Raw genomic sequence first — 20,482 nt, 5'->3', positions numbered from 1 at the left:
CNCTGCTCGCCGACACCCAATGCGGGAAGACCTCCTTCCTGCGGACGCTGGCGCGCCTGTCCGGACCGCCGAGGGGTCACCCACGCTTGAATTCCTCCCAGGTCACCTTCTTCACCTTGGGGCCGTCGTCCTTGGCGTGGCTCGCCAGGCCGTTGAGGCCCTTGAAGTAGTCACCGGCCTGAGCCTGTGCCTGCGGCGACATGTCGGTGTCGCTGATCGCGATGCCGTGGATGTGCTCCGCCCAGTTCCCCTGGCTCGGGGTGCGGTGCCACGCGGCGAACCCGACCTCGCGCAGTGCCTTCACCGCGGCGGTCTTGTTCGAGATGCCGTTCACCGAAATGTCGACGGCCCCGCCGCCGTCGTGCGTACCGCCCGAGGCACCGACACCGCCGGCGTTGTACGAGCCCTGGGTGATGGTGAACTTGACCCCGGCCTTCTTCTCCGCGGCCGCGATCATGTCGGCGGTGCGCTTGTTGACCGTCTTGCCGTCGAGGCTGGTCTTCGAGCCGACACTGATCGGCGTGGTCACGGTGTAGCGGCCTTTGCCCAGTTCGGTCAGCGAGCCCTTGCCCGGCAGACCGCTGGCGGCGAGGCCGCTGTGCCCGAGCGACTTCTGGTACTTCTGGTACGCGGTGACCGTCGACGTGCCGAAGTGACCGTCGACCTGCTTCTTGTCGAGCAGGTTCTTCGCGGCGAGCGCCTGCTCGACCGCCTTGACGCTCTCCCCGGAGCCCGGCGTGATCGACTGATCGGCCTTGTACGGATCCCACATGGCCGCCTTGACCACGGCCTCCATGTTGACCGACGGTGCGGCCGCCGCGGGCTGTCCCGCCGTCATCCCCAGCGCGGTCGCGGACAGTGCGGCGAACATCGCAGCGGTTGCCACCTTGCGCATGACTGCTCCTTCACTCGATGGCTGCTCCCCGTGAGCAGCTCGTGACCGACACTGGCCCGGAGGCGTTGTCAGCCGGAACCGCCTGTACGGAACGTCTGACGTCAAAACCCGCAGGTTGACAGCATTTGACAGCGACGGCTGCCGACGGATTCCGCAGGTCGGCGCGGCGATCCGGACACTCTTCGCGATATAGTCACCAGGCCGCGCAGAGTGACGAAAATCGTTGTCACGTCAGACACGATCGCGAGGGGGAGCGTGCCGGAACCGCGAACAGTCGAACGGGCACCGGAGCTGGAAGCGTTCATGGACGGGCTGCGGAAGCTCCGGACGCGTGCCGGGGAGCCGTCCTTCCGGAAGATGGCGGCGAAGTCCGGCGCGGTGTCCCACGCGACCCTGCATCTCACCGTCACCGGTACGCGGCTGCAGCCGTGGGAGACGGTCCGCGAGTTCGTCCGCGCCTGCGACGGTGACGAAGAGGAATGGCACGCCCGATGGCAGGGCGTCCAGCTCGTGCTCTCCGCCGACCGCGAACCGGAACCCGCGCCGCGATGGCGGTCCAACCGGGTCCTGGTTCCGCTCGTCCTCGTGCTCGTCGCCGCGATCGTCGCCGTCGTGGTCATCCTGCTCCCGGGCGAGGACACGCCTGGACCGCCACATCCCGGCGATTCGAGCAGATTCGTCGCCGACGTGACCATCCCCGACGAGACCGTGGTCAAACCCGGCACCCAGTTCGTGAAGGTGTGGGAACTCGAGAACACCGGCACCGTCGAGTGGCGGAAACGGTACCTGCGCCGCACCGATCTCCCGGTCGCGCCGGGCGCCTGCCGCACCCCCGACCGCATCCCGGTCAACGACACCGCGCCGCAAGGACGTGTGCAGGTGACGGTCACCGTGAGCACTCCGCCGAACGCCCCGGTCGACTGCAAGGTTTTCTGGAAGATGGTCGACGAACAGGACCGGGAACTCTTCCCGGCCAGCAGGCCGATCTACTTCTCGGTCCTCGTCCGCGCCTGAGCCGGAACTCGCGTGATCAGAGCCGGAACCCACTAGTTTCGCCTCCAAGCACGCGAGTTCCGCCTTCAAGCACGAGTGAGACGAGTTGGATCCGGCGAAAACACCTCGATAGGCCGGAAAAGTGCGCTAGCCGCCCCGTTCCGGGCTGCCTACGCTGAATTCCGCGCACGGGAACCACAAACGTCCTCGGGAGTCTCCGATGAGAGCAACGAGAATCGTGTTCTGCGCCCTGTTCGCCCTCGGCGCCGCCTGCCTTTCCCCGACGGCTGCGGCGGAGCAAACCGCGTTCACCCTGTCCAGTTCCGCGTTCGCCGACGGCGGCCTCATGCCCAAGGTCCACGAGTGCACCAGCGGCGGCGGGCAGGACCCGGCCAAGAAGAACGAGTCGCCGCCGTTGGCCTGGTCGGGCGCTCCAGCCGGGGCCAAGAGCTACGCGATCGTCATGCGCGACCTCGACAACGCCGCCCTGATCCACTGGGTCATCTACGACATCCCGGTGACGACGGCCTCGCTCCCCCAGAACGTCCAGCACGTCTACCGGCCACCGGTGCCCGCCGGCTCCAGGCAGGTCTACTACCGCGGGAGCGCGAGCCTCTACGGCTACCAGGGCCCGTGCTCGCCCTCCACCGTGAACACCTACGAGTTCGTCGTGCACGCGCTCGACCAGACGTCGCTCACCGGCCTGAACTCCGGTTCGTCGACCCGGACCGCCGCCAGGGCGATCATCGCGGCGTCGATCGGCTCGGCGAGGATCACCGGCGAGTCGTAAGTCCCCTGGTCACCCGTGGCAAAATCGGCCCAATGCAGATCGGGATGCTGGGGCCCTTCGAGGTGCGCACGGACGACGGCGGTCTCGCCGACGTGCCGGGTGCCCGGTTGCGCGGGTTGCTGATCGCGCTCGCGCTCGAACCGGGCCGGGTGGTCCCGAAGGCGACGCTCGTCGACTGGATCTGGGGCGAACAACCCCCCGCCGACGCGACGAACGCCTTGCAGCGCCTGGTTTCCCGGCTGCGCAAGGTGCTGCCGGAAGGGGTCGTCGAGGGCCAGACCGACGGCTACCGGCTGAAGGTGTCGCCCGACGCCGTCGACGCCGTGCGGTTCGAGCGTCTCGTCGGCCAGGCCCGCGGCGACGAGGAGCCGAAGCGGCTGCGTGAGGCACTCGCCCTGTGGCGCGGCGCGGCCATGCAGGACGTCGGCCTGCAGGACAGCGACGCCTTCGACGCGGCGGTCACCCGGCTCGAAGGTCTTCGGCTGACGGCGCTGGAGGATCGGTTCGACGCTGAACTCGACCTCGGCCACGGCGCGAACCTCGTCACCGAACTGACCGATCTGGTGGCCGCGCATCCGTTGCGCGAGCGGCTCGTCGCCGCGCTGATGCGGGCCCTCGCGGCGACGGGCCGCGACACCGAAGCGCTGCTCGTGTACCAGCGCACGCGGGAAGCCCTGGCCGACGCGCTCGGCGTCGATCCGTCGCCGGAGCTGTCCGCGGTACACGTCGCGCTGCTGCGGGGCGAGCTGGGACGGCGTGAAGAGAACCGCAAGACCAACGTGCGCGCCGAGTTGACCAGCTTCGTCGGCAAGGACGCCGACGTCGCCAAGGTCCGCGACCTCGTCGCCGGGCACCGGCTCACCACGCTGCTCGGTCCCGGCGGCTCGGGAAAGACCCGGCTGGCCACGGAAACCGCGCGCACCTTGCTCGGCGATCTGCCGGACGGGGCATGGCTGGTGGAACTCGCGGCCATCGGCCCGGAAGATGATGTCGCGCAAGCGACTCTCGCCGCGCTCGGGCTGCGGGACGCCCTGCTCGGTGACTCGTCGAACGCGGAGCCCGTAGAACGGGTCATCGCCGCGATCCGGGACCGGGAAGTCCTGCTGATCCTCGACAACTGCGAGCACGTGATCGAGGCGGCCGCGGCGTTCGCCCATCGTGTGCTCGGGGAATGCCGCCGTCTGCGGATACTGGCGACGAGCCGGGAGCCGCTCGGTATCACCGGTGAGACGTTGTGGCATGTCGTGCCGCTGGCGGTGCCGGACCGGCACGCCGGCGCCGCCGAGATCGAATCCTCCCCCGCCGTCCGGTTGCTGCGGGACCGGGCGAGCGCGGTACACAAGGATTTCGTGGCTGACGAGACGACTCTGTCCACCATGGCGCGCGTGTGCCGGATCCTGGACGGGATGCCGCTGGCGATCGAACTGGCCGCGGCCAGGCTGCGCACCATGTCCATCGAGCAGCTCGCGAACCGGCTCGACGACCGGTTCCGCCTGCTGACCGGCGGCAGCCGGACCGCGCTGCCCCGGCACCGGACGCTGCGCGCCATGGTCGACTGGAGCTGGGAGCTGCTGTCCGACGCCGAGCGGACGGTCCTGTGCAGACTCTCGGTGTTCTCGGGCGGGGCGAGCCTCGAAGCGGCCGAGCGGGTCTGCGTCAGCGAGGCGGTCGAGCAGTACGAGGTCCTCGAACTGCTCACCACGCTGACCGAAAAATCGCTCCTGGTCGCGGCGGGCGACGAGGCGCCGCGCTACCGGATGCTCGGCACGATCAAGGAGTACGCCGCGCAACGGCTCGCCGAGGCAGGCGAAACCGTGGTGGCACGCCACGCGCATCTCACCTATTTCACCGAGCTCGCCGAGGCCGCGGAGCCGATGCTCCGCCGCGCCGAACAGCTGGAATGGCTCGCCAAACTCAACGCCGAGCACGACAACATCACGTCCGCGATGCGCGGCGCCCTCACCGCGGGCGAGGGCCCGGAGGCGATGCGGCTGGCGGCGGCCTGCGGCTGGTACTGGTGGCTCAGCGGGCACCGCACGGAGGGCATGGAGCTGGTCAGCGCGGCCGTCAAGACACCGGGCGAGGTGTCCGACGACGTCGCGGCCGTGGTGTACGGGCTCGTCTCGTTGTTCGTGAGTTCCGGTTTCGCCGACGAGCACACCGCGGCGAAGTGGATCCACGAGTCGTACCGACTGAGCAGGCACAGCGAGTCGCGGCACCCCTTGCTGGGGCTCGTCGTCCCGCTGGAACGCATGCTGGCCGGGGACGAAGCGCTGTCCGCGTGGGAACCGGTGCTGGAGGACGAAAACGCGTGGGTTCGCGCGCTGGGCAGGCTGCACCTCGGCAAGATGCGGATCACCCTCGGCCATCCCGGCCGGGAGGCGGACGAATATCTCGAGCAGGCACTCGGCGAGTTCCGCGCGATCGGCGAGCGGTTCGGGATCTCGTTCGCCCTGACCGAATTGGCGGACCGCATCGCCACCCGCGGCGAGTTCGCCACCGCTTGTGAGTACTACGAAGAGGCGGTCACGGTCGTGACCGAGGTCGGCTCCCTGGAGGACCTCATCCGGCTGCGGTCGCGGCAGGCGCAGCTGTACTGGCTGATGGGCGACGAGAAGGCTGGTGCGGCCGCGGTGGCCGAAGCTCAGCGGTACGCCGAGCGGGTCACCTGGCCCGGCGCGCTGGGCATGCTCGCCCTCGCGCACGCGGAACTCGCCCACTGGCGCGGCCAAACCGAAGAGGCTGCGCGGCAGCTCGACATCGCGACGACCGTGATGGGCGACGAAGCCGGCCTCGGCCACGTTCGCGCCATCAGCCACGACCTTCGGGGCTACTTCGCGGACGAGCTCGAAAAGTCCCGCGAACACCGGCAAGCGGCCTGGGAGGCGGCCGCCGAGGTGCGGCACGTGCCCCTGATCGCCCACATGCTCGTCGGGATCGCGGATCTGGCCCTGCGCCAGGACAATCCCGAGCAGGCCGCGCGGCTGCTCGGAGCGGCCGACGAGCTGCGCGGGCTGCCGGACCGGTCCCGTCCGGACGTGACCCGGATCGAGGAGACAGTGCTGCGCCGCCTCGGCGAAGCGAAATTCGCGGAGGCGGCGCGAGAAGGCACCGAAGCGGACTGGAAGCGGCTGGCCGAGGTCACGCTCGCTTCTTGAACGTCGAGGACGCCCACAGGTATCCGGCGAGCGCGATCCCGGCGCACCACCCGAGGGCGGGGAGCACGTCGCCCGCGGCCGGTGCCCCGTTGAGCAGCCCGCGCAGGGTCTCGATGATCGGCGTGAAGGGCTGGTACTCGGCGAATTCCCGCAGCCCGGGGCCCATTTTCTCGGCGGGCACGATCGCGCTGCTGAAGAACGGCAGCATGACCAGCGGCACCGAGGCCATCCCCGCGGTTTCCGGGGATTTCGCCGACAGCCCCAGCGCGACCGTGAGCCAGGCCGCCGCGAAACCGAGCAGGACGACGATCCCGACCACGCCGAGCCAGTCGAGGAAACCGGCCGCCGGGGAGAACCCGAGCAGGAAGGCCACCCCGGTGAGCGCCGCGATGGCGAGCAGGTTGGTCAGCACGCTGGCGACGACATGCCCGTTCAGCACCGCGCCGCGGGAGACGTCCATGACCTTGAACCGGTTGATGATGCCCTTGGTCATGTCGGAGTTCACCGCGGTCGCGGTCGCGCCGAGCCCGTAGCAGACGGCCAGCAGCATCAGTCCCGGCGTCGCGTAGTCGACGTAATCGACGCCGACGCTGAACGCGTCTCCGAACACGTACACGAACATGAGCATCATCACGACCGGCATCAGGATCGCGTTGAACACCGATGTCGGGTTGCGGACGAGATGCTTGAAGTTACGGCGCAACATCACCGTGGACGCGGATTTCACTTCACTGCCTCCGTGTTGTGGCCCGTCAGGGCGAGGAAAACGTCATCGAGATCGGGGGTGTGGACGGAGAACTCTTCGGCGGCGACCGCGTACTCGTCGAGCCGGTCGAGCAGCGAGCGCAGGGATTTCGTCCCGCCGTCGCTGGGGACCCGCAGGACGAGCGCCTCGTCGTCCCGGGAGGCCCCGGGGAATATCCGCGCGGCCGCGTCGAGTTCGGCGACGGTGGTGAACCGCAGCCGGACATGCGTTCCGGGCATCCGGCGCTTGAGTTCGCCGGGCGTGCCCTGTGCGACAAGGCGGCCCTGGTCGAGGACCGCGATCCGGTCGGCGAGCTGGTCGGCTTCCTCGAGGTACTGGGTGGTGAGGAAGACGGTGACGCCACCGTCCACCAGTTCACGGATGATCGACCACATCGTGCGACGGCTGCGCGGGTCCAGCCCCGTGGTGGGCTCGTCGAGGAAGATGATCCGCGGATCGCCGACGAGCGTCATCGCCAGATCCAGTTTCCGGCGCATACCGCCGGAGTAGGCCGCCGCCGGTTTCCGTGCCGATTCCACCAGGTCGAAGCGTTCCAGCAGGTCGGCCACGAGCCGCTTGCCCGCGGTCCCGCGGCTCAGCTCCGCCATCAGCTGCAGGTTCTCCTGGCCCGTCAGCAGTTCGTCCACCGCCGCGAACTGGCCGGTGACCCCGATCGCCGCGCGGACCGCCTTGGCCTCGGTCGCGAGGTCGTGGCCGGCGACCTTCGCCGTCCCGCCGTCGGCCTTCATCAGGGTGGTCAGCAGGTTCACCGTCGTGGTCTTCCCCGCCCCGTTCGGGCCGAGCAGGGAGAAAATGGTGCCGGCGGGGACTTCCAGGTCGATACCGTCGAGCACGACCTTGTCCCCGAAGGTCTTTCGCAGTCCCGAGACCGCGATCGCTGTGTCTGTCATGGGCACCACTCTGGGCGGCCACGCTGACACGTCCCCGCCACGGCGCTGACACGGGTGGTGTCAGCGCCGTGTCAGCCCGCTGTCAGGAGCCGCGAGGACAGTGGTGCTCACAACCACCACGAAAGGCGAAGCGATGACTCAGACGGTTCCCGTCCCGCAGGGCCTCCCGATGGACCGCGACGCGGGCCCCTTCGACCCGCCCAGCGACATCACCCGGCTGCGCGAGGCCCGCCCGGTGAGCCCCATGCTCTTCCCCGACGGCCACGAGGGCTGGCTCGTCACCGGCTACGACGAGGTCCGGCAACTGATGGCCGACACCCGCTTCAGCTCGCGACAGGACATCGGCATCCTGCACGCGCCCTACGAGACGCCGGGGATGCCCGCCCAGACCGAACCGTCCCCGCCAATTCCGGGCATGTTCGTCGCCATGGACCCGCCGGATCACGGCCGGTTGCGGAAGCGGCTCACCGGTGCCTTCACCGTCAAGCGGATGAAGCAGCTCGAAGACCACATCGTCGAGATCACCGAGCGGCAGTTGGACGCGATGGCCGAACTGGTCCCGCCGGTCGATCTGGTCAAGGAGTTCGCGCTGCCGGTGCCGTCGCTGGTGATCTGCGAACTGCTCGGCGTCCCCTACGAGGACCGGGAGAACTTCCAGGCGAACTCCGCCCAGCTCATGGTCAGGGACCAGACGCTGGAGGAGAAGATGGCCGCGTTCATCGGGATGAACACCTTCCTCACCGAACTGGTCACCCGTAAACGCGAGACGCCCGGCGACGACATCCTGTCCGACCTCGGCCGCCACGACGACCTCACCATCGAGGAGCTGACGGGAGCCGCGTTCCTGCTGCTGCTCGCCGGCCATGAGACCACCGCGAACATGCTGTCGCTGGGCACCTTCGCGCTCCTGGAGCACCCCGAGCAGTTGGCCGAACTACGTGCCGACGCGGAGCTGCTGCCCGGCGCCGTCGAAGAGCTGCTTCGCTACCTGTCCGTCGCCGACATCTTCTTCCGCTACGCCACGGAAGACCTGGAACTGGGCGGCGAAACGATCCGCGCCGGATCGACCGTCATCATCTCGCTGCTGGCCGCCAACCGCGATCCGCGGCGTTTCGAGAATCCCGACGCTTTGGACCTGCACCGCAACGCCCGTGGCCTGTTGTCCTTCGGGCACGGCATCCACCAGTGCCTCGGCCAGCAGCTGGCGCGGATCGAGATGCGTGCGGGTTTCGAGGGATTGCTGCGCCGCTTCCCGACGCTCGCGCTCGCCGTCCCCGCCGGTGAGGTCAGGCTCAAGACCGACATGAACATCTACGGCGTCCACGAGTTGCCGGTCACCTGGGGCTCCTGAGTGTTTGGCTGAGCGTCAAAGCGGTGAGGGCGATGGCGAATCCGGTGAGCTGCCAACCGGTGAGGGTCTGGCCGAGCACCAGGAACCCGGCGGCCGTGGCGACGAGGGGGTTGGTCAGCGTCAGCAGGGAGACCGACGCCGGGGCGAGGCGGTCGATGCCGCGGAACCACAGCGGATAGGCCAGCGCGGTGGTGACGATGCCGATGTAGGCGTAGCCGAGCAGGTTCGCGGTCGTCAGCGAGTCCGGGAGACCTTCGAACAGGAGCGTCGCCGGGGCCAGGACGACGCCGCCCAAGGTCAGCTGCCAGCCGGTCATCGCCAGCGGATGCTCGGGACGGCCCCATTTCTTGGTCAGGATCAGGGAAACGGCCATGAGCCCGACGGCGGCGAGCATGGCGGCCAAGCCGATCGGGTCGAGGCGGGCTTCCGCCGTAAGGGTCAGCAGGGCGACACCACCGGCGCCGACGATCGAGGCGAGCAGGATCGGCGCCGGTGTCCGGACGCGGAGCATCGGCAGCGCGAGCAAGGCGACCAGCAGCGGTTGGAGGGCGCCGAGGGTCGCGGCGACTCCGCCGGGCGGTGCACATCCAGCCACCGCGTAGCCGGGCCGAAGCCTCACGCCGGGCCGGCGAGGATTCCGTTCACGTGAATCCCCGGATGCGTGGCGGCGTCCTGCCACGACACGGGAAGATCCGACGGCCAGTTCGCGGTGAGCGGCTGGGTCTGGCCCGCCGGAATCCGTTATCGACCCGGGGCGGATGGCAGACGGGCCCGTTCGTGTCACGTCCAGCCGAGCGGGGTGACCTCCGCCGCCGACGTCCACGGGCCGCGCCCGCCCGCCTCGGTGAGGGCGCGGAACCGCACGTAGCGCGCCCGAGTGGGCCAGAACCGCAGGGTCTTCCGGGCGGCGTCGTCGGCAAAGGTACCCGTGGCGACGGGGCTTCCCCAAACGGACCCGTCGGTGCTCAGGCAGACCTCGTACGCACCGACGCGGCCGTGGCCGGAACCGTCCTGGCGCGGCAGGTAGGCCAGGCCGGTGACAGTGCGGTCGGCGCCCAGATCGAGCTGGATTTCGTGGGGCAGCGGGTCTTCCCCGCCGGACCACTTGGTGTGCCAGTGGGTGGCGGGATCACCGTCGACGGCGTTCGTGGCGGCGCCGGACTCGCCCACGGTCTCCTGGCTGTCGGCCGAGCGGACGGTGGCGGCGAGCGGCCCGGAGCCCATTACCGGGTCGCTGATGCTCTCGGCGCCCGTCTCGACATGCCCCGCGAAGCGGCGAAGGAAGCCGTCCGGCCCCTGAACGGTCAGGTCGTACCAGCCGCCCATGCCGCCTTCGGTGCTGAACCAGTCCTCGACCTTCGCGCCTGGGGCGACCGTGTACGTCCACGGTCCGCCACCCCGGTTGCCGGTGCGCACGGTCAGCTCGCACGCCGCGCCGGCGTTGGTCATCGTCAGGTACACGACGCCGGAACCCGGCCGCAGCACGACTTCCGGATTCGGCGCGCCGCCGGTGGTCGCGGTGATCCGATTGCCCGCGAACCGCCTCAGGAAACCGTTGGGGCCGTGCGCGGTGAGGTCGTACGCGCCCTCCGGCGAACCCACCTGCCAGTAGTCCGAGAGCGTCGCGTTCCCGCCGAGTGTGTAGCGCCAAGGCCCATCGGTGCGGTGCGCGTTGGCGTACACGGAGAAATGAGCGCCCGCGGTTCCGGTGTTGGCGAAGTCGATCCAGAACCGCTCGGCCGTCACTCGTCCGGAAGCCGCCAACCGGTAAGGCAAGGGCCTTGCGGGCCGGACACCGGTCTCCGGCACCGGAAGCTTCTGCACGGAAGGCGGCTGCGGCTGAGTGTTCCAGGGCCCGCTCGTCGGCACCGGTTCGGTCAGCGCCGGATAGGTCGCGTTCGGCGCCGTGGTGTCCAGCGCCGAAGTCAGGTCGCCGCATACGGTGCGCCGCCACGGCGAGATGTTCGGCTCGGCGACGCCGCTCCACCGTTCCAGGAACCGCAACACTGAGGTGTGGTCGAAGACCTCCGAGCACACCTTCCCGCCCCGGCTCCACGGCGAGATGACGAACATGGGCACCCGCACCCCCAGCCCGATCGGCTCACCGGAGACGAATTCGTCGGTCGTGGCCACGGAACTCTTGCCCTCGTCGTCCGAGGCGGGTGGGGCGGGCGGTGGCATGTGGTCGAAGAAGCCGCCGTCCTCGTCGTAGGTCAGCAGGAACAAGGTCTTGTTCCACACGCCGGGTTTCGAGGCGATCGTGTCGAGGATCGACTTCACCAACTCGGCCCCGGTGTTGGGCCCCCACGCGGGATGTTCGGTCTGCGATTCCGGCGCGACGATCCACGACACCGACGGCAGCCTGCCCGCGTCGACATCGGCCTTGAAGGCGACCGGCAACTGCTTCGGCGCGACCCTGGCCAGGCCCCGGTCGTACAGAGCGCGCTCGGTCGCGGTCAAGGTCGCCACCCCCGCGGCCAGTCCGTCGAGCAGCCGGGTCCGTTCGGCGGCCGAGGCCGAATCCAGGGCGTAGTAGAAGTACTCCAGCTTCGGGAAGGCTTTGCCCGCGGAGTCCTTCACCTTCGACAAGGCCTTGGTGCCGACGGCAAGAAAACTGCTGAAATAGTCCAGCGAATTGTCGCCGTAATTGTCCCATTCCTGATACACCCGCCAACTGCGGCCCGCGGCCTGAAGCCGCTCGGCGTAGGTCTTCCAGGTGTAGCCGGTGTGCCCGGGGTTCTGCCACGCGTCATTGCCGATCGCGCGGGTCGTGCCGTCCGGCTCGAAGCCGAGTTTGCCGGTGAACAGATACATCCGGTTCGGGTTGGTCGGCCCCATTTCCGAGCAGTGGTAGGCATCGCAGACGGTGAACGCGTCGGCGAGTTCGTGATAGAACGGCAGCGCCGAACGCCGGTGATAAGTCAGCGAGCGAACACCCTTGGCCGCGCGCCACGCGTCGTGGCGGCCCTTGTTCCACGCCCGGTGCCCGCCGGACCAGCTGTGGTCGACGTCGGCCATGAACTGGTCGTCGATCGCGTACGGCAGCAGCGTTCCCGCGCCGTCGGGCTGCTGGAAGACCGAGGCCCCGGAAGGCAGTTTGATCGCGGCCGGATCGGCGAATCCCCGCACACCGCGCAGCGTCCCCAGATAATGGTCGAACGACCGGTTCTCCTGCATGAACACCACGACATGCTCGATGACGTCGAGCCCGCCCGTCGGCGCCTCGGCGGCGAGCGCCTGCCGGACGCTCGCCGGAAGCAAGGTGAAAGCGGAAGCCGCACCAGCGGCCTTCAGCAGGGTACGACGGCGCACGGAGCCCTCCCGGAATGGCGTTGAACCCGGTCGATCGTGTTCGAAACTGCACCTTTTCGGCGACTATCGAGCAGATAGAAGCATATGGTGCTGATCCGTTCAAGGGTTCCGCCCGCGGGCTGCATGATCGGAGCAACAAGACGCGACTTTCGTAGCCGGTTCAGAGGGTCGCGAGTGGTAACTGCGGCCGACCCCTGGCCCGAACGGCCGGTACGCGTGATCCGACGGACGACTCGCGCACGCCCCGGGTCCGCCGCATGTCGTCCATCCAGTCACGCGAAACCCGCGCAACGGCACCGAACACACGGCAAGTTTCCAAACTCCCCACCGATCACGCGGCGGAAACCGTGGTGGGGGCCGCCCCCCTTGAGCGTCCCCCACCCGGTTCACCCGGCCGGCAACCGGCCGGACGTCATTTCGTGCCGCCGTCCGGGCGCCCGGACAACGCCGCCACCGCGAGCACCATGACGACAGGCCAGATCACGGCCGTCAACGCGACCCCGCCGACGGTGATCGCCGTGACCGAAGCCGCCGTCGCGATCAGCCCGCCGACGGGTGACACGTAACAAAATCCCAACGGGCCCAGAAAGAGCACCCACAACAACGCCACTTTCACCGATTTGGCGGGCGGACGCGGAACCGGATACCGCCCCGGGCCGACGACCTCCTGACCGTCGCCCTGATACCACCCGCCGGACATCAGCGGCGGGTGCGGCGCGAAGAAGGCCGGTCTTCGGCCGAACGCCTTGGGCGTTCGCGGATTCGGTACGGCCGGCTCACGCCGGTGATCCTTCGGCCGTCCCATGACACTTTCGGCGCTGCGCATGACGTCCTCCCCCGTCGCCGGCCCGAGGCCTGGTGAAGTCACCCCTTGCCTGGCACAATTACCGGTTGCGGTGCGAAACTTCCGGGTCGTTCTGCCCACTGACCATGCTGACGAGTCGGGGGAGTGGCTGATGCGTCAAATGGAATACAGCGCGAATCCGGCCCCCGGCGATCCGGAGGGCCAGGATGACCGGTTCTCCAACGGGTGATCACGGGGGCTTCGGAACCTGGGGGCGGCTGACGCCCGCGGAGCAGGCCGCTCTCCGGCGCGCGGGCCATGTGAAGGTGTGGCGGCCAGGTCAGATCCTCGCCCTCCAGGGCAGTCCGCCCACCAGTATGTTCGTCGTCCTCCACGGCTGGGTGAAGATCAGCGCCACCAACTATCGCGGCGAGAACGCGCCGCTCGCCGCCCGCGGTCCCGCGGAGATCGTGGGCGAGCTGGCCCCGATCAGCGGACTCCCCCGGTCCGCCACCATGTCGGCGATCGACGAGGTGCGCACCCTCGTCGTGCCGAGGGAGAAGTTCCTCGGCGTCCTGCGGGACCGGCCGCGTATCGCGGAAGAGATCTTCCGTACCGCGGCGATCCGGCTGCAGCAGTCCGACAGGCTGCGACTCGAAGCCGGCGGGCCGGATTTCCCGCAACGCCTCGCCGCGGTCCTCCTGGAGCTGGCGTTGCAGCACGCCGTCGACTGGACGGACGGGCAGCAGGTCGATCTCCGGTTCAACCAAGGGGAATTGGCGGGCTTCGCGCGCGTCTCACGCAGCACCCTGATCCGCGGCCTCGAAGAACTCCGGCGGCTGGGTGTCGTGCGCACCGCGCGTCAGCGCGTCACCATCACCCGTCCTCGCGCCTTACGGGAATTGGCGGCCGGGCGGCCACCGCCGCCCGCCGAGGCCTGATCGGTCACGAAATCTCGGCTATCCTTGTCGAGGTTCAACTCTCGCAACCGTTTCACGGGGTGGAGGGAATCGGCACGATGAGTTCTTTCTCGGCGAACACCGAACCGGACATCGAATCGGCGTTGATCGATCTCGACGCGGTCTCCTTCACCGCGTTGCGGGAGCTGGACGGGGAAGCCTTCCGCCAGTCGGCGCACCACGTCGTCGAACGCACTACCCTCGTCCGCGCACGCTACAGAAGCGGAAACCCCTCCGGTGGCGAGCGCATCGACTGATGTCGCCGCCTGCCGAGGCTCGCCCCGTGTTCCACCGGTTGTCGTGGCGGGACTTCGACGCGCTGGCGCGCCTTGACGGCGACGAGGAAATGGCCCGGCGGCTGCGGCGGGCCGAGCGAAGCCGTCGCAAACTGCTGATCCACGCGTTGCTGACCGAGGCCACGAAGACAGCGGACCATTCGGGTCCCCTGCCACCGTTGGATTCCGCCTGGGAACTGCTCGCACGTGCGGAAGCACGAGCACCCAAGGCAGTGAACCGGATGCTCACCAATCCGTACACCGGCAGCTGGGCGGGCTACACGACTCGTTTGCTACGCAACGGAATCGACGGCATCGGTCCTTTGTGGATACATCTGGGCCACGCGCACGCGATCGCGGCGGCAGCGGCGATCCGGGCGGAGCTGGACTTCGAGACGGCCATCCCGGCCTGGCACGGCAACGCCATGCTCCCTTCCCTCGGCATGGCGAGATTTCCCGGTACCGCGGCGTTCTCTTCGGCTATCGTACGAGGCGAGAACGGCCGGTACTTCGTCTCGAACGCCGAAACGACGGTCCGCCTGCCCGGATCACCCGACGCCGATGCCCCGGGCTGGTGGGGAATCCGGCGAGTCCGGAGCCAGGTCGGCACGCACCGGTTCTCCCTGTGGCTGGACGATCTCGACCCCTATCGGGGGCTCTACGAACCGGTCCCACCGGAAAGGCTGCCTGGCAAGGAATTGGCGGATTGGCAACGGCTGATCGACGAAGCGTGCCGCCTGATCACCGCCCATCTCCCCGGTTTGGCCCGCATCATGCCCGTGGGGCTTGCCTCATTGGTGCCGAAACCCCAGGTGCTCTTCCGGAATCCGAGCGCGTCGACCGGGGAGGCGTTCGGCAGCGCGGTGGTCGGCCTGCCCGCCGACGGCGCGTCCCTCGCGGAGACCTTGATCCACGAGTTCCAGCACATCGTGCTCGGCGGTCTGCTGCATCTGGTCGAATTGTACGAGCCGGATCCCCGTGAACGGATCTACGTGACGTGGCGGGACGATCCACGGCCCGTGAGCGGTGCCCTGCAAGGGGTCTACGCCTTCTTCGGGGTCACCGCGTTCTGGCGCGCGCTGGCCCATGCCGGTCACAGCCCCCGGCGCTCCGGCTTCGAATTCGCGTTCTGGCGCGAGCAGACGTGGCGCACCTTGCGGGTCCTGCGCGCGGACCCGACACTGACCGACGCCGGACGCCGGTTCCTCGATGACATAACCGAACGCCTCGGCCCCTGGCAGGACGAGCCCGTGCCGGCGGAGGCAGGCGAACTGGCCGCGGCCGCCGGCCGGGATCACCTCGCCGGCTGGCGGGCCCGCCACCTGCGGCCGGACCCGGCCGTGGTGACCGAGCTGGCGGCGGCATGGCTCAGTGGCAGGCCGAGGCCACCCGCCACACTCGACGCCCCGGACCTTCCCCCGACTCCGGTACCGGACGGAGCCTGGTCCCACGCCAGAACGGACCTGATCCGGCTCGCCGTCGGTGGCACACCGCTGTCGCCGGACGGACGCCCGCCGGCGGTGCCCGGCGCCACCGCCGCGGATCTCGCTTACACCGCGGGCGATTTCCTCGAAGCAATCCGGGGCTACCGGCGGGAACTCGCCACGGACCCGGACCGGCCGAACTCCCTGGTCGGGCTGGGCCTCGCGCTCGCCGCACGAGGCCAACACCCCGCCGCCCGCGCCTTGCTGCACTGCCCCGAACTCGTCCGGGCCGTGCATCGGTCCTTGCGAGCCGTTCCACGGCCACCGACCGTGGAACAGCTCGCCGTCTGGATCGGGCAGTTTGTTGCTGGTTGAGTCACATCAGGATCGGGTCGATGTCGCAGTTGGCGCGGGTGCCACGTAGGTGATCTCGTAGCCCGCGTCGGTGAGCTTCTCGGCGACGTACTCCGCCGTGGCGCGTTCACCGACCAGCGTGTCGGAGCCCGCCGACCCCCTGCCGCCGCCTGGTGGACGGCGTGTGAAGACCCACTCGGGCGCCTGTCATCCCAGGCCGAGTCCCGCGGTCAGGGGTCCGTAGAGAGTACGCACGTACGAGTCCGTGAGGTGATTGTCCCGGTACACCACGACGTTACCGATGACCGCCGGGCACACGTCGCCGACGCACAGCCACGGAGTCAAGTCGACGACCGTCGTGCGCGGCACGCGTTCGGCGGCCTCCACCAACGGGTCCTTGTCCCGGCCGAAGGCGTCACCCACGGCCGTGTCGCAATTCGCGTGCCTGCCGGGGTTGCTTTCCAGGCAACGTGGGGTGTTCTTGGCGGGCCGGGGCACGTCGCGGATCACGCCGGACCGGATACCGGCGTCCGAGATACGCCGCAACAGGGACTCGTAACCGTCCACGGTCCGCGCACGCGACTCCCAACGCCATTTCAGGTCCTTGTCATAGGACTCGGGGGACATCGCGGAGGTCACCACGAGATCCGGCTTCATGGCGAGGATTCCGGCGAGTTCGCGTTCGTTCTGGTCGGAGCAGACGGTGAGGCCTGCCGGTGCGACGGCGGTGAAGGGGCAGCCGTTGCGCAGCATCATCTTCACCCGCCACTCAGGATGCTCTCGCACGAATCGCGCGAACACGGTACTGAACATCGCCGCGTGCGAGTCACCGACCAGTACGAGTGTCTTCGGCGCGGTCGCCGTGCCGTAGGTGCATTCGTCACCGGTGGGCGGCCAGTTCTCGATGTCGTATGACGTGCAGTTGACGGTTTGGTCCTGCAGCGGCCAGTCCCGTCCCGCCACAGCCGGGTCAGGGATCAGCGGGACGCCCTCCGGCGCCGGTCTCGGGTTGTCCCTGTCGAGCGCGAGGGCGCCCGGGTGACTTTCATCGAGGCCGATGGCCGACGCGAGGCGATCGAGTTCCGCCGAGGCGTACTGCCATGGCACCGTCGCGACGACCGTCGTGGCGGCGACCAAGGCCGCTCCGAGCAGGTAGGCGCTGCGGAGCCGGGGCGCGCGGCGCCGGAACGGCGGCCGTGCGGTCCTCCCGCCGCGGAAGGCGTCTTCGACCACGTGTTTGGACACCATGGCCAGGGCCAGGCTGAGCACGAAGGCACCCACCGCCTGCCGCCGCGTCAGTTCCGAGCTGCCCGCGAGCTGCAGGACCACCACGATGACGGGCCAGTGCCAGAGGTACAGGCTGTAGGAGATGTCGCCGACATAGCGCAGCGGTTGGAGACCCAGCACGAGCGCGACTTCCGGGCGTGCCACGCGCTGGTCCGCGGCGACGACCCCGGCCAGCAACAAGCCGACGGTGCCCAGCGTCGGCAGGAGGGCGACGTAGCCAGGGAACGCCATCGCGGTGGTCAGCACGAACGAACTGACCACCACCGCGACCATCCCACTCCAGCCGACAAGCAGCCGGACCCCAACCTTGAGCCGGATCCGGTGGACGGTCATCGCGGCGAGGCCGCCGAGTCCGAGCTCCCACATACGGGTGGGCGTGACGAAGTAGGCGCGACCGTGGTCGAGTTCGCTGTAGACCACGGAGAACACGAACGACGCGGCGGTGACGATGGCGACCGCGGTGACGGCGTGACGGGCGGCCTTCGGCCCGGCACGGTGGGCCAGGCGGGCGCAGACGAGCAGGACCAGCGGGATGACGAGATAGAACTGCTCTTCGACACTGAGCGACCAGAAGTGCTGGACCGGTGACGCGGCGGCGGTGGCGTGGGCGTAGTCGGCGGATTGGGCGGCCAGCGCCCAGTTCTGGACGTTCAGCGCGGACGTGAGGACATCGCTCATGATGGCGGGCCAGCGTGAGATCGGCAGGACCAGCCAGGTCACGAGCACGGTGCTCAGCAGGACCACCGACGCGGCGGGCAAAAGGCGCCGGATGCGGCGAGCGTAGAACTCGCGCAGGCGGATGGTGCCGGTGCGGCGCAGCTCGCCGGCGAGGGTGCCGATGATGAGGTAGCCGGAGATGACGAAGAAGACGTCGACACCGACGAAGCCGCCAGGCAGCCATTCCGGCCGAAGGTGGTAGACGATCACCAAACCGACCGCCAGCGCGCGCAACCCCTGGATATCCGGACGCTGGACGCGCGGCTCGGCCGGGGCCGGTCTCAGCGGAACGGTCTCTTCGACCTGCGCGAGCGCCATCGCGACACCCTGCCCCATCGCTACGGCCGCGCGGGACAAGGCGGCCACTCAGCCAGAGAGTGTAGAACACCCGGTCGACCACCTGTTTTCACCCTCCCGAGTGAGGCGGGCAGTGCCGCCAGGACCCAGCGAACTCACCCGTTCGGCAGACAAGCGAGTCCGATTCATGATTATTTGGGCACGCACGTGTTCCAAGAAGAGAACTGGGGCTACACAAAGTGAAGAAGAAGATCGCGGCGACCGCCGTCGTCCTGGGCGCGTTCGCGTCGACAATCGCGTTCGCGCAGCCTGCCGGCGCGGGTGTCGATCCGAAGTATTACTACGAGTCCAGTTGGTCGACGGAGGGCGACTGCCGGATCAACGGCCACTCCGGCCAGCAGAGTGGCCGATGGTCGGCGTACTTCTGCTCCGCCTCGACCTGGTCGTGGGACCTCTACATCAAGCGGTAGCCCGCGATACTCGCTCCGGCGGCGCGGCGGGATGAAGTTCGCGGAGATCGGCCTCGACAAACAGCGGCCGGGCCGCGTCGTGAGGACCCGACCCCCATTTACGGCCGCCGTGACCCAAGCCCAGTCCGCGGAACGGCCGAGTTTCCCTCGACGCCCGTGGCGCATCCGCTCATCGGCAGGTCAGTGCGTCAGCCGCGCCCCGTTCTCGGGCTCGAACCTTGCGCGCGATCAGTGATCGTGATGCCCGTGAGGGGGTTGAGTCGTGGGGAGAGCCGAACGCAGTGGTCGCGCGACTGCCTGCACGACGGGCGCGGGGTAGCCCCAGCGTCGGCATCGATTGCAGTTCCACCTCGAACTCAAGATCGACCTGTACGCAGCCGCAATCCAGGTACTCCTCCGCGGCGAAGCATCGGTTGGCCACGTTAGACTCGATATCCGGGGTCCCGAACCGGGCCATGAGGCGAATCATCGGCGCGGTGACCACGGCCGGCCGTCGCCACGGATGCCCGTAGGCGGGCGATCTCGTCGTGTTGGGCGGCCAGTTGGGCAAGCGCTTTGGTTCGGAAGTCGGTGAGTTCACTGAGGGTGCCGGCCGACTCGGTGAGGCGTTCGCAAAGCGTCGGGGTCGACGAAGCTATGGTCGGCGAGGAGCATGCCGTCGGCCAGCAGACGCTCGGCCAGTCGGAGTCCGTTGTGCCGCAGGCCATGCTGCATCAGGTCCCGGAAGTGCTCGGTTCGCCGCGGACGGGTGACCAGGGCTGGCAGGCCGGCACGGGTGAGGAAGTCGCGGTAGAGCTCTTGTGCCGGCGGAGGTCGAGGGGGAGTTGTTCGGCGAACCGGATCATGGCCGCGAGAAACCCGGGCTCCGACCTGGCGAACCGGCCACCGATCCGGGCATGCACCCGATCCAACTCCGCCGCAGGGACATCAACCACCACGCACAACATGGTCCACTACGGAACATCCGTTCGCCGAGCATTTCCTGCCGGCTATATCGCGACGAGGAAGCTAACTGACCAGACCCTTGGACATGGTCGGCCTGTCTCGGCTTGGCGCTCCCCGCGGTAGTCAATCCCGCGATCTCTCCGTGGCCGTTACTGCTGGGCTGGTCGTCCGCCCGCCGAGCGTGAAGTAGTCGAGCCCGACTCGGCCGGCTGACGCACGGAATTCTCGTGAGGCAGATCGGTTCTCGTCGAAATGCTCGACTGCGGCTCGGCGGATCTGCGCCAGGCGCTTCGAGGCGGCGCTGTGGTTGGCGTATCCGAGTATGTCCGCGATCTCGGTCTTGCTGGTCATGCCGCTGTTGAGTAGCACCACGATCTCCTGATTCCTGGCTGAGCCACCCCGCGTCTTCCGGAAAGTCGCTTAGTGGTTTCGCACGCTGCGACGTGGTGCTTCAGGTGCTCGGTGTGGCCTCGTGGGGTTTCTTGTAGTCGAGTCCTGAGTGAAGACGTCGCTGGTTCAGAAGCCTTCGATGTATTTGACAATAGCTTGGCGGGCTTGTTCTCAGGTGGGAAATATGGTGCGGTATGTGAGTTCGTTCTTCGCGGTATTCGCTGGAAGTATATTGGACGCCGCGGTCAGAGTGGAAAATGGCGTCGGCGGGTATGGCGATGTTCCCGGCGGCCATCATCACGGCGTTGCAGACGAATGAGGCCTTCATGCGATCGGCCATCGACCAGCCGATGACTGTTCTGCGTGGTACCCGGCCGCGAATTCGACCGTACTCGTCCGTTCCGTCCGGCGCAGCCGTGGCCTGT

General features: G+C 68.6%; 17 protein-coding genes. 8 read left to right on the top strand and 9 right to left on the bottom strand.

Annotated features, from left to right (window positions below):
• Positions 1–76: 76 nt before the first annotated feature.
• Positions 77–895, bottom strand: a complete 819-nt coding sequence (locus LCL61_RS00080) for a peptidoglycan-binding domain-containing protein (RefSeq protein WP_340684931.1) — start codon at positions 893–895, stop codon at positions 77–79.
• A 255-nt stretch (positions 896–1,150) separates the two neighbouring features.
• Here LCL61_RS00080 and LCL61_RS00075 point away from each other — a divergent pair, with 255 nt between their 5' ends.
• The 3 genes from LCL61_RS00075 to LCL61_RS00065 all read left to right on the top strand — a co-directional run bounded on the left by LCL61_RS00075 (position 1,151) and on the right by LCL61_RS00065 (position 5,836).
• Complete coding sequence (locus tag LCL61_RS00075) at positions 1,151–1,909, top strand: NBR1-Ig-like domain-containing protein (RefSeq protein WP_340684930.1); 759 nt, start codon at positions 1,151–1,153, stop codon at positions 1,907–1,909.
• Positions 1,910–2,108: 199 nt separating this feature from the next.
• On the top strand, positions 2,109–2,678 hold the full coding sequence (locus tag LCL61_RS00070; RefSeq protein ID WP_340684929.1) for a YbhB/YbcL family Raf kinase inhibitor-like protein: 570 nt from the start codon (positions 2,109–2,111) through the stop codon (positions 2,676–2,678).
• Positions 2,679–2,710: 32 nt separating this feature from the next.
• Positions 2,711–5,836, top strand: a complete 3,126-nt coding sequence (locus LCL61_RS00065) for a BTAD domain-containing putative transcriptional regulator (RefSeq protein ID WP_340684928.1) — start codon at positions 2,711–2,713, stop codon at positions 5,834–5,836.
• On the opposite strand, the gene LCL61_RS00060 is transcribed toward LCL61_RS00065, so the two are convergent.
• Positions 5,820–6,542: an ABC transporter permease gene (locus tag LCL61_RS00060; RefSeq protein WP_425342090.1), complete on the bottom strand. Its 723-nt coding sequence runs from the start codon at positions 6,540–6,542 to the stop codon at positions 5,820–5,822. The genes LCL61_RS00065 and LCL61_RS00060 overlap by 17 nt on opposite strands.
• 17 nt (positions 6,543–6,559) lie before the next feature.
• A complete protein-coding gene (locus LCL61_RS00055) occupies positions 6,560–7,492 on the bottom strand; it encodes an ATP-binding cassette domain-containing protein (RefSeq protein ID WP_340684927.1) in 933 nt (310 codons plus the stop codon).
• Between the two features lie 133 nt (positions 7,493–7,625).
• On the opposite strand from LCL61_RS00055, the gene LCL61_RS00050 reads away from it, so the two are divergent.
• Positions 7,626–8,843 carry a cytochrome P450 gene (locus tag LCL61_RS00050; protein ID WP_340684926.1) on the top strand — a complete coding sequence of 406 codons (1,218 nt, stop codon included), beginning with the start codon at positions 7,626–7,628 and terminating at the stop codon, positions 8,841–8,843.
• On the opposite strand, the gene LCL61_RS00045 is transcribed toward LCL61_RS00050, so the two are convergent.
• The 3 genes from LCL61_RS00045 to LCL61_RS00035 all read right to left on the bottom strand — a co-directional run bounded on the left by LCL61_RS00045 (position 8,827) and on the right by LCL61_RS00035 (position 12,981).
• Entirely contained in the window at positions 8,827–9,438 is a 612-nt protein-coding gene (locus LCL61_RS00045) for a DMT family transporter (protein WP_340684925.1), read from the bottom strand. The two genes, LCL61_RS00050 and LCL61_RS00045, sit on opposite strands and share 17 nt — an antisense overlap.
• A gap of 185 nt (positions 9,439–9,623) precedes the next feature.
• Positions 9,624–12,155, bottom strand: a complete 2,532-nt coding sequence (locus tag LCL61_RS00040) for a phosphocholine-specific phospholipase C (protein WP_340684924.1) — start codon at positions 12,153–12,155, stop codon at positions 9,624–9,626.
• Positions 12,156–12,567: 412 nt separating this feature from the next.
• Entirely contained in the window at positions 12,568–12,981 is a 414-nt protein-coding gene (locus LCL61_RS00035) for a hypothetical protein (RefSeq protein WP_340684923.1), read from the bottom strand.
• 185 nt (positions 12,982–13,166) lie between these two features.
• Between LCL61_RS00035 and LCL61_RS00030 the strand changes: the two genes are divergently transcribed.
• From LCL61_RS00030 to LCL61_RS00020, 3 genes are all read left to right on the top strand, one after another.
• Positions 13,167–13,880 (top strand): Crp/Fnr family transcriptional regulator, encoded by a 714-nt coding sequence (locus tag LCL61_RS00030; RefSeq protein WP_340684922.1) that lies wholly within the window; start codon positions 13,167–13,169, stop codon positions 13,878–13,880.
• A gap of 77 nt (positions 13,881–13,957) precedes the next feature.
• The gene (locus LCL61_RS00025; RefSeq protein WP_340684921.1) at positions 13,958–14,155 is read left to right on the top strand and encodes a hypothetical protein; all 198 of its coding nucleotides are present in this window, start codon (positions 13,958–13,960) and stop codon (positions 14,153–14,155) included.
• Positions 14,156–14,181: 26 nt separating this feature from the next.
• Entirely contained in the window at positions 14,182–15,972 is a 1,791-nt protein-coding gene (locus LCL61_RS00020) for an aKG-HExxH-type peptide beta-hydroxylase (RefSeq protein ID WP_340684920.1), read from the top strand.
• Between the two features lie 186 nt (positions 15,973–16,158).
• Here the strand turns inward: LCL61_RS00020 and LCL61_RS00015 are convergent, their stop codons facing one another.
• The gene (locus LCL61_RS00015; RefSeq protein WP_340684919.1) at positions 16,159–18,321 is read right to left on the bottom strand and encodes an acyltransferase family protein; all 2,163 of its coding nucleotides are present in this window, start codon (positions 18,319–18,321) and stop codon (positions 16,159–16,161) included.
• 170 nt (positions 18,322–18,491) lie between these two features.
• Here LCL61_RS00015 and LCL61_RS00010 point away from each other — a divergent pair, with 170 nt between their 5' ends.
• On the top strand, positions 18,492–18,722 hold the full coding sequence (locus tag LCL61_RS00010) for a hypothetical protein (protein WP_340684918.1): 231 nt from the start codon (positions 18,492–18,494) through the stop codon (positions 18,720–18,722).
• A gap of 1,068 nt (positions 18,723–19,790) precedes the next feature.
• On the opposite strand, the gene LCL61_RS00005 is transcribed toward LCL61_RS00010, so the two are convergent.
• Both LCL61_RS00005 and LCL61_RS42520 read right to left on the bottom strand, forming a co-directional pair.
• The gene (locus tag LCL61_RS00005) at positions 19,791–20,018 is read right to left on the bottom strand and encodes a hypothetical protein (protein WP_340684917.1); all 228 of its coding nucleotides are present in this window, start codon (positions 20,016–20,018) and stop codon (positions 19,791–19,793) included.
• 100 nt (positions 20,019–20,118) lie between these two features.
• A complete protein-coding gene (locus tag LCL61_RS42520; protein WP_425342089.1) occupies positions 20,119–20,385 on the bottom strand; it encodes a hypothetical protein in 267 nt (88 codons plus the stop codon).
• Between the last annotated feature and the right edge of the window lie 97 nt (positions 20,386–20,482).

The sequence above is a fragment of the Amycolatopsis coloradensis genome (genome assembly GCF_037997115.1).
Lineage (GTDB): Bacteria > Actinomycetota > Actinomycetes > Mycobacteriales > Pseudonocardiaceae > Amycolatopsis > Amycolatopsis coloradensis_A.
Note: the sequence above shows the minus strand (reverse complement) of the source record. Positions and strands in the feature narration are given on the sequence as shown.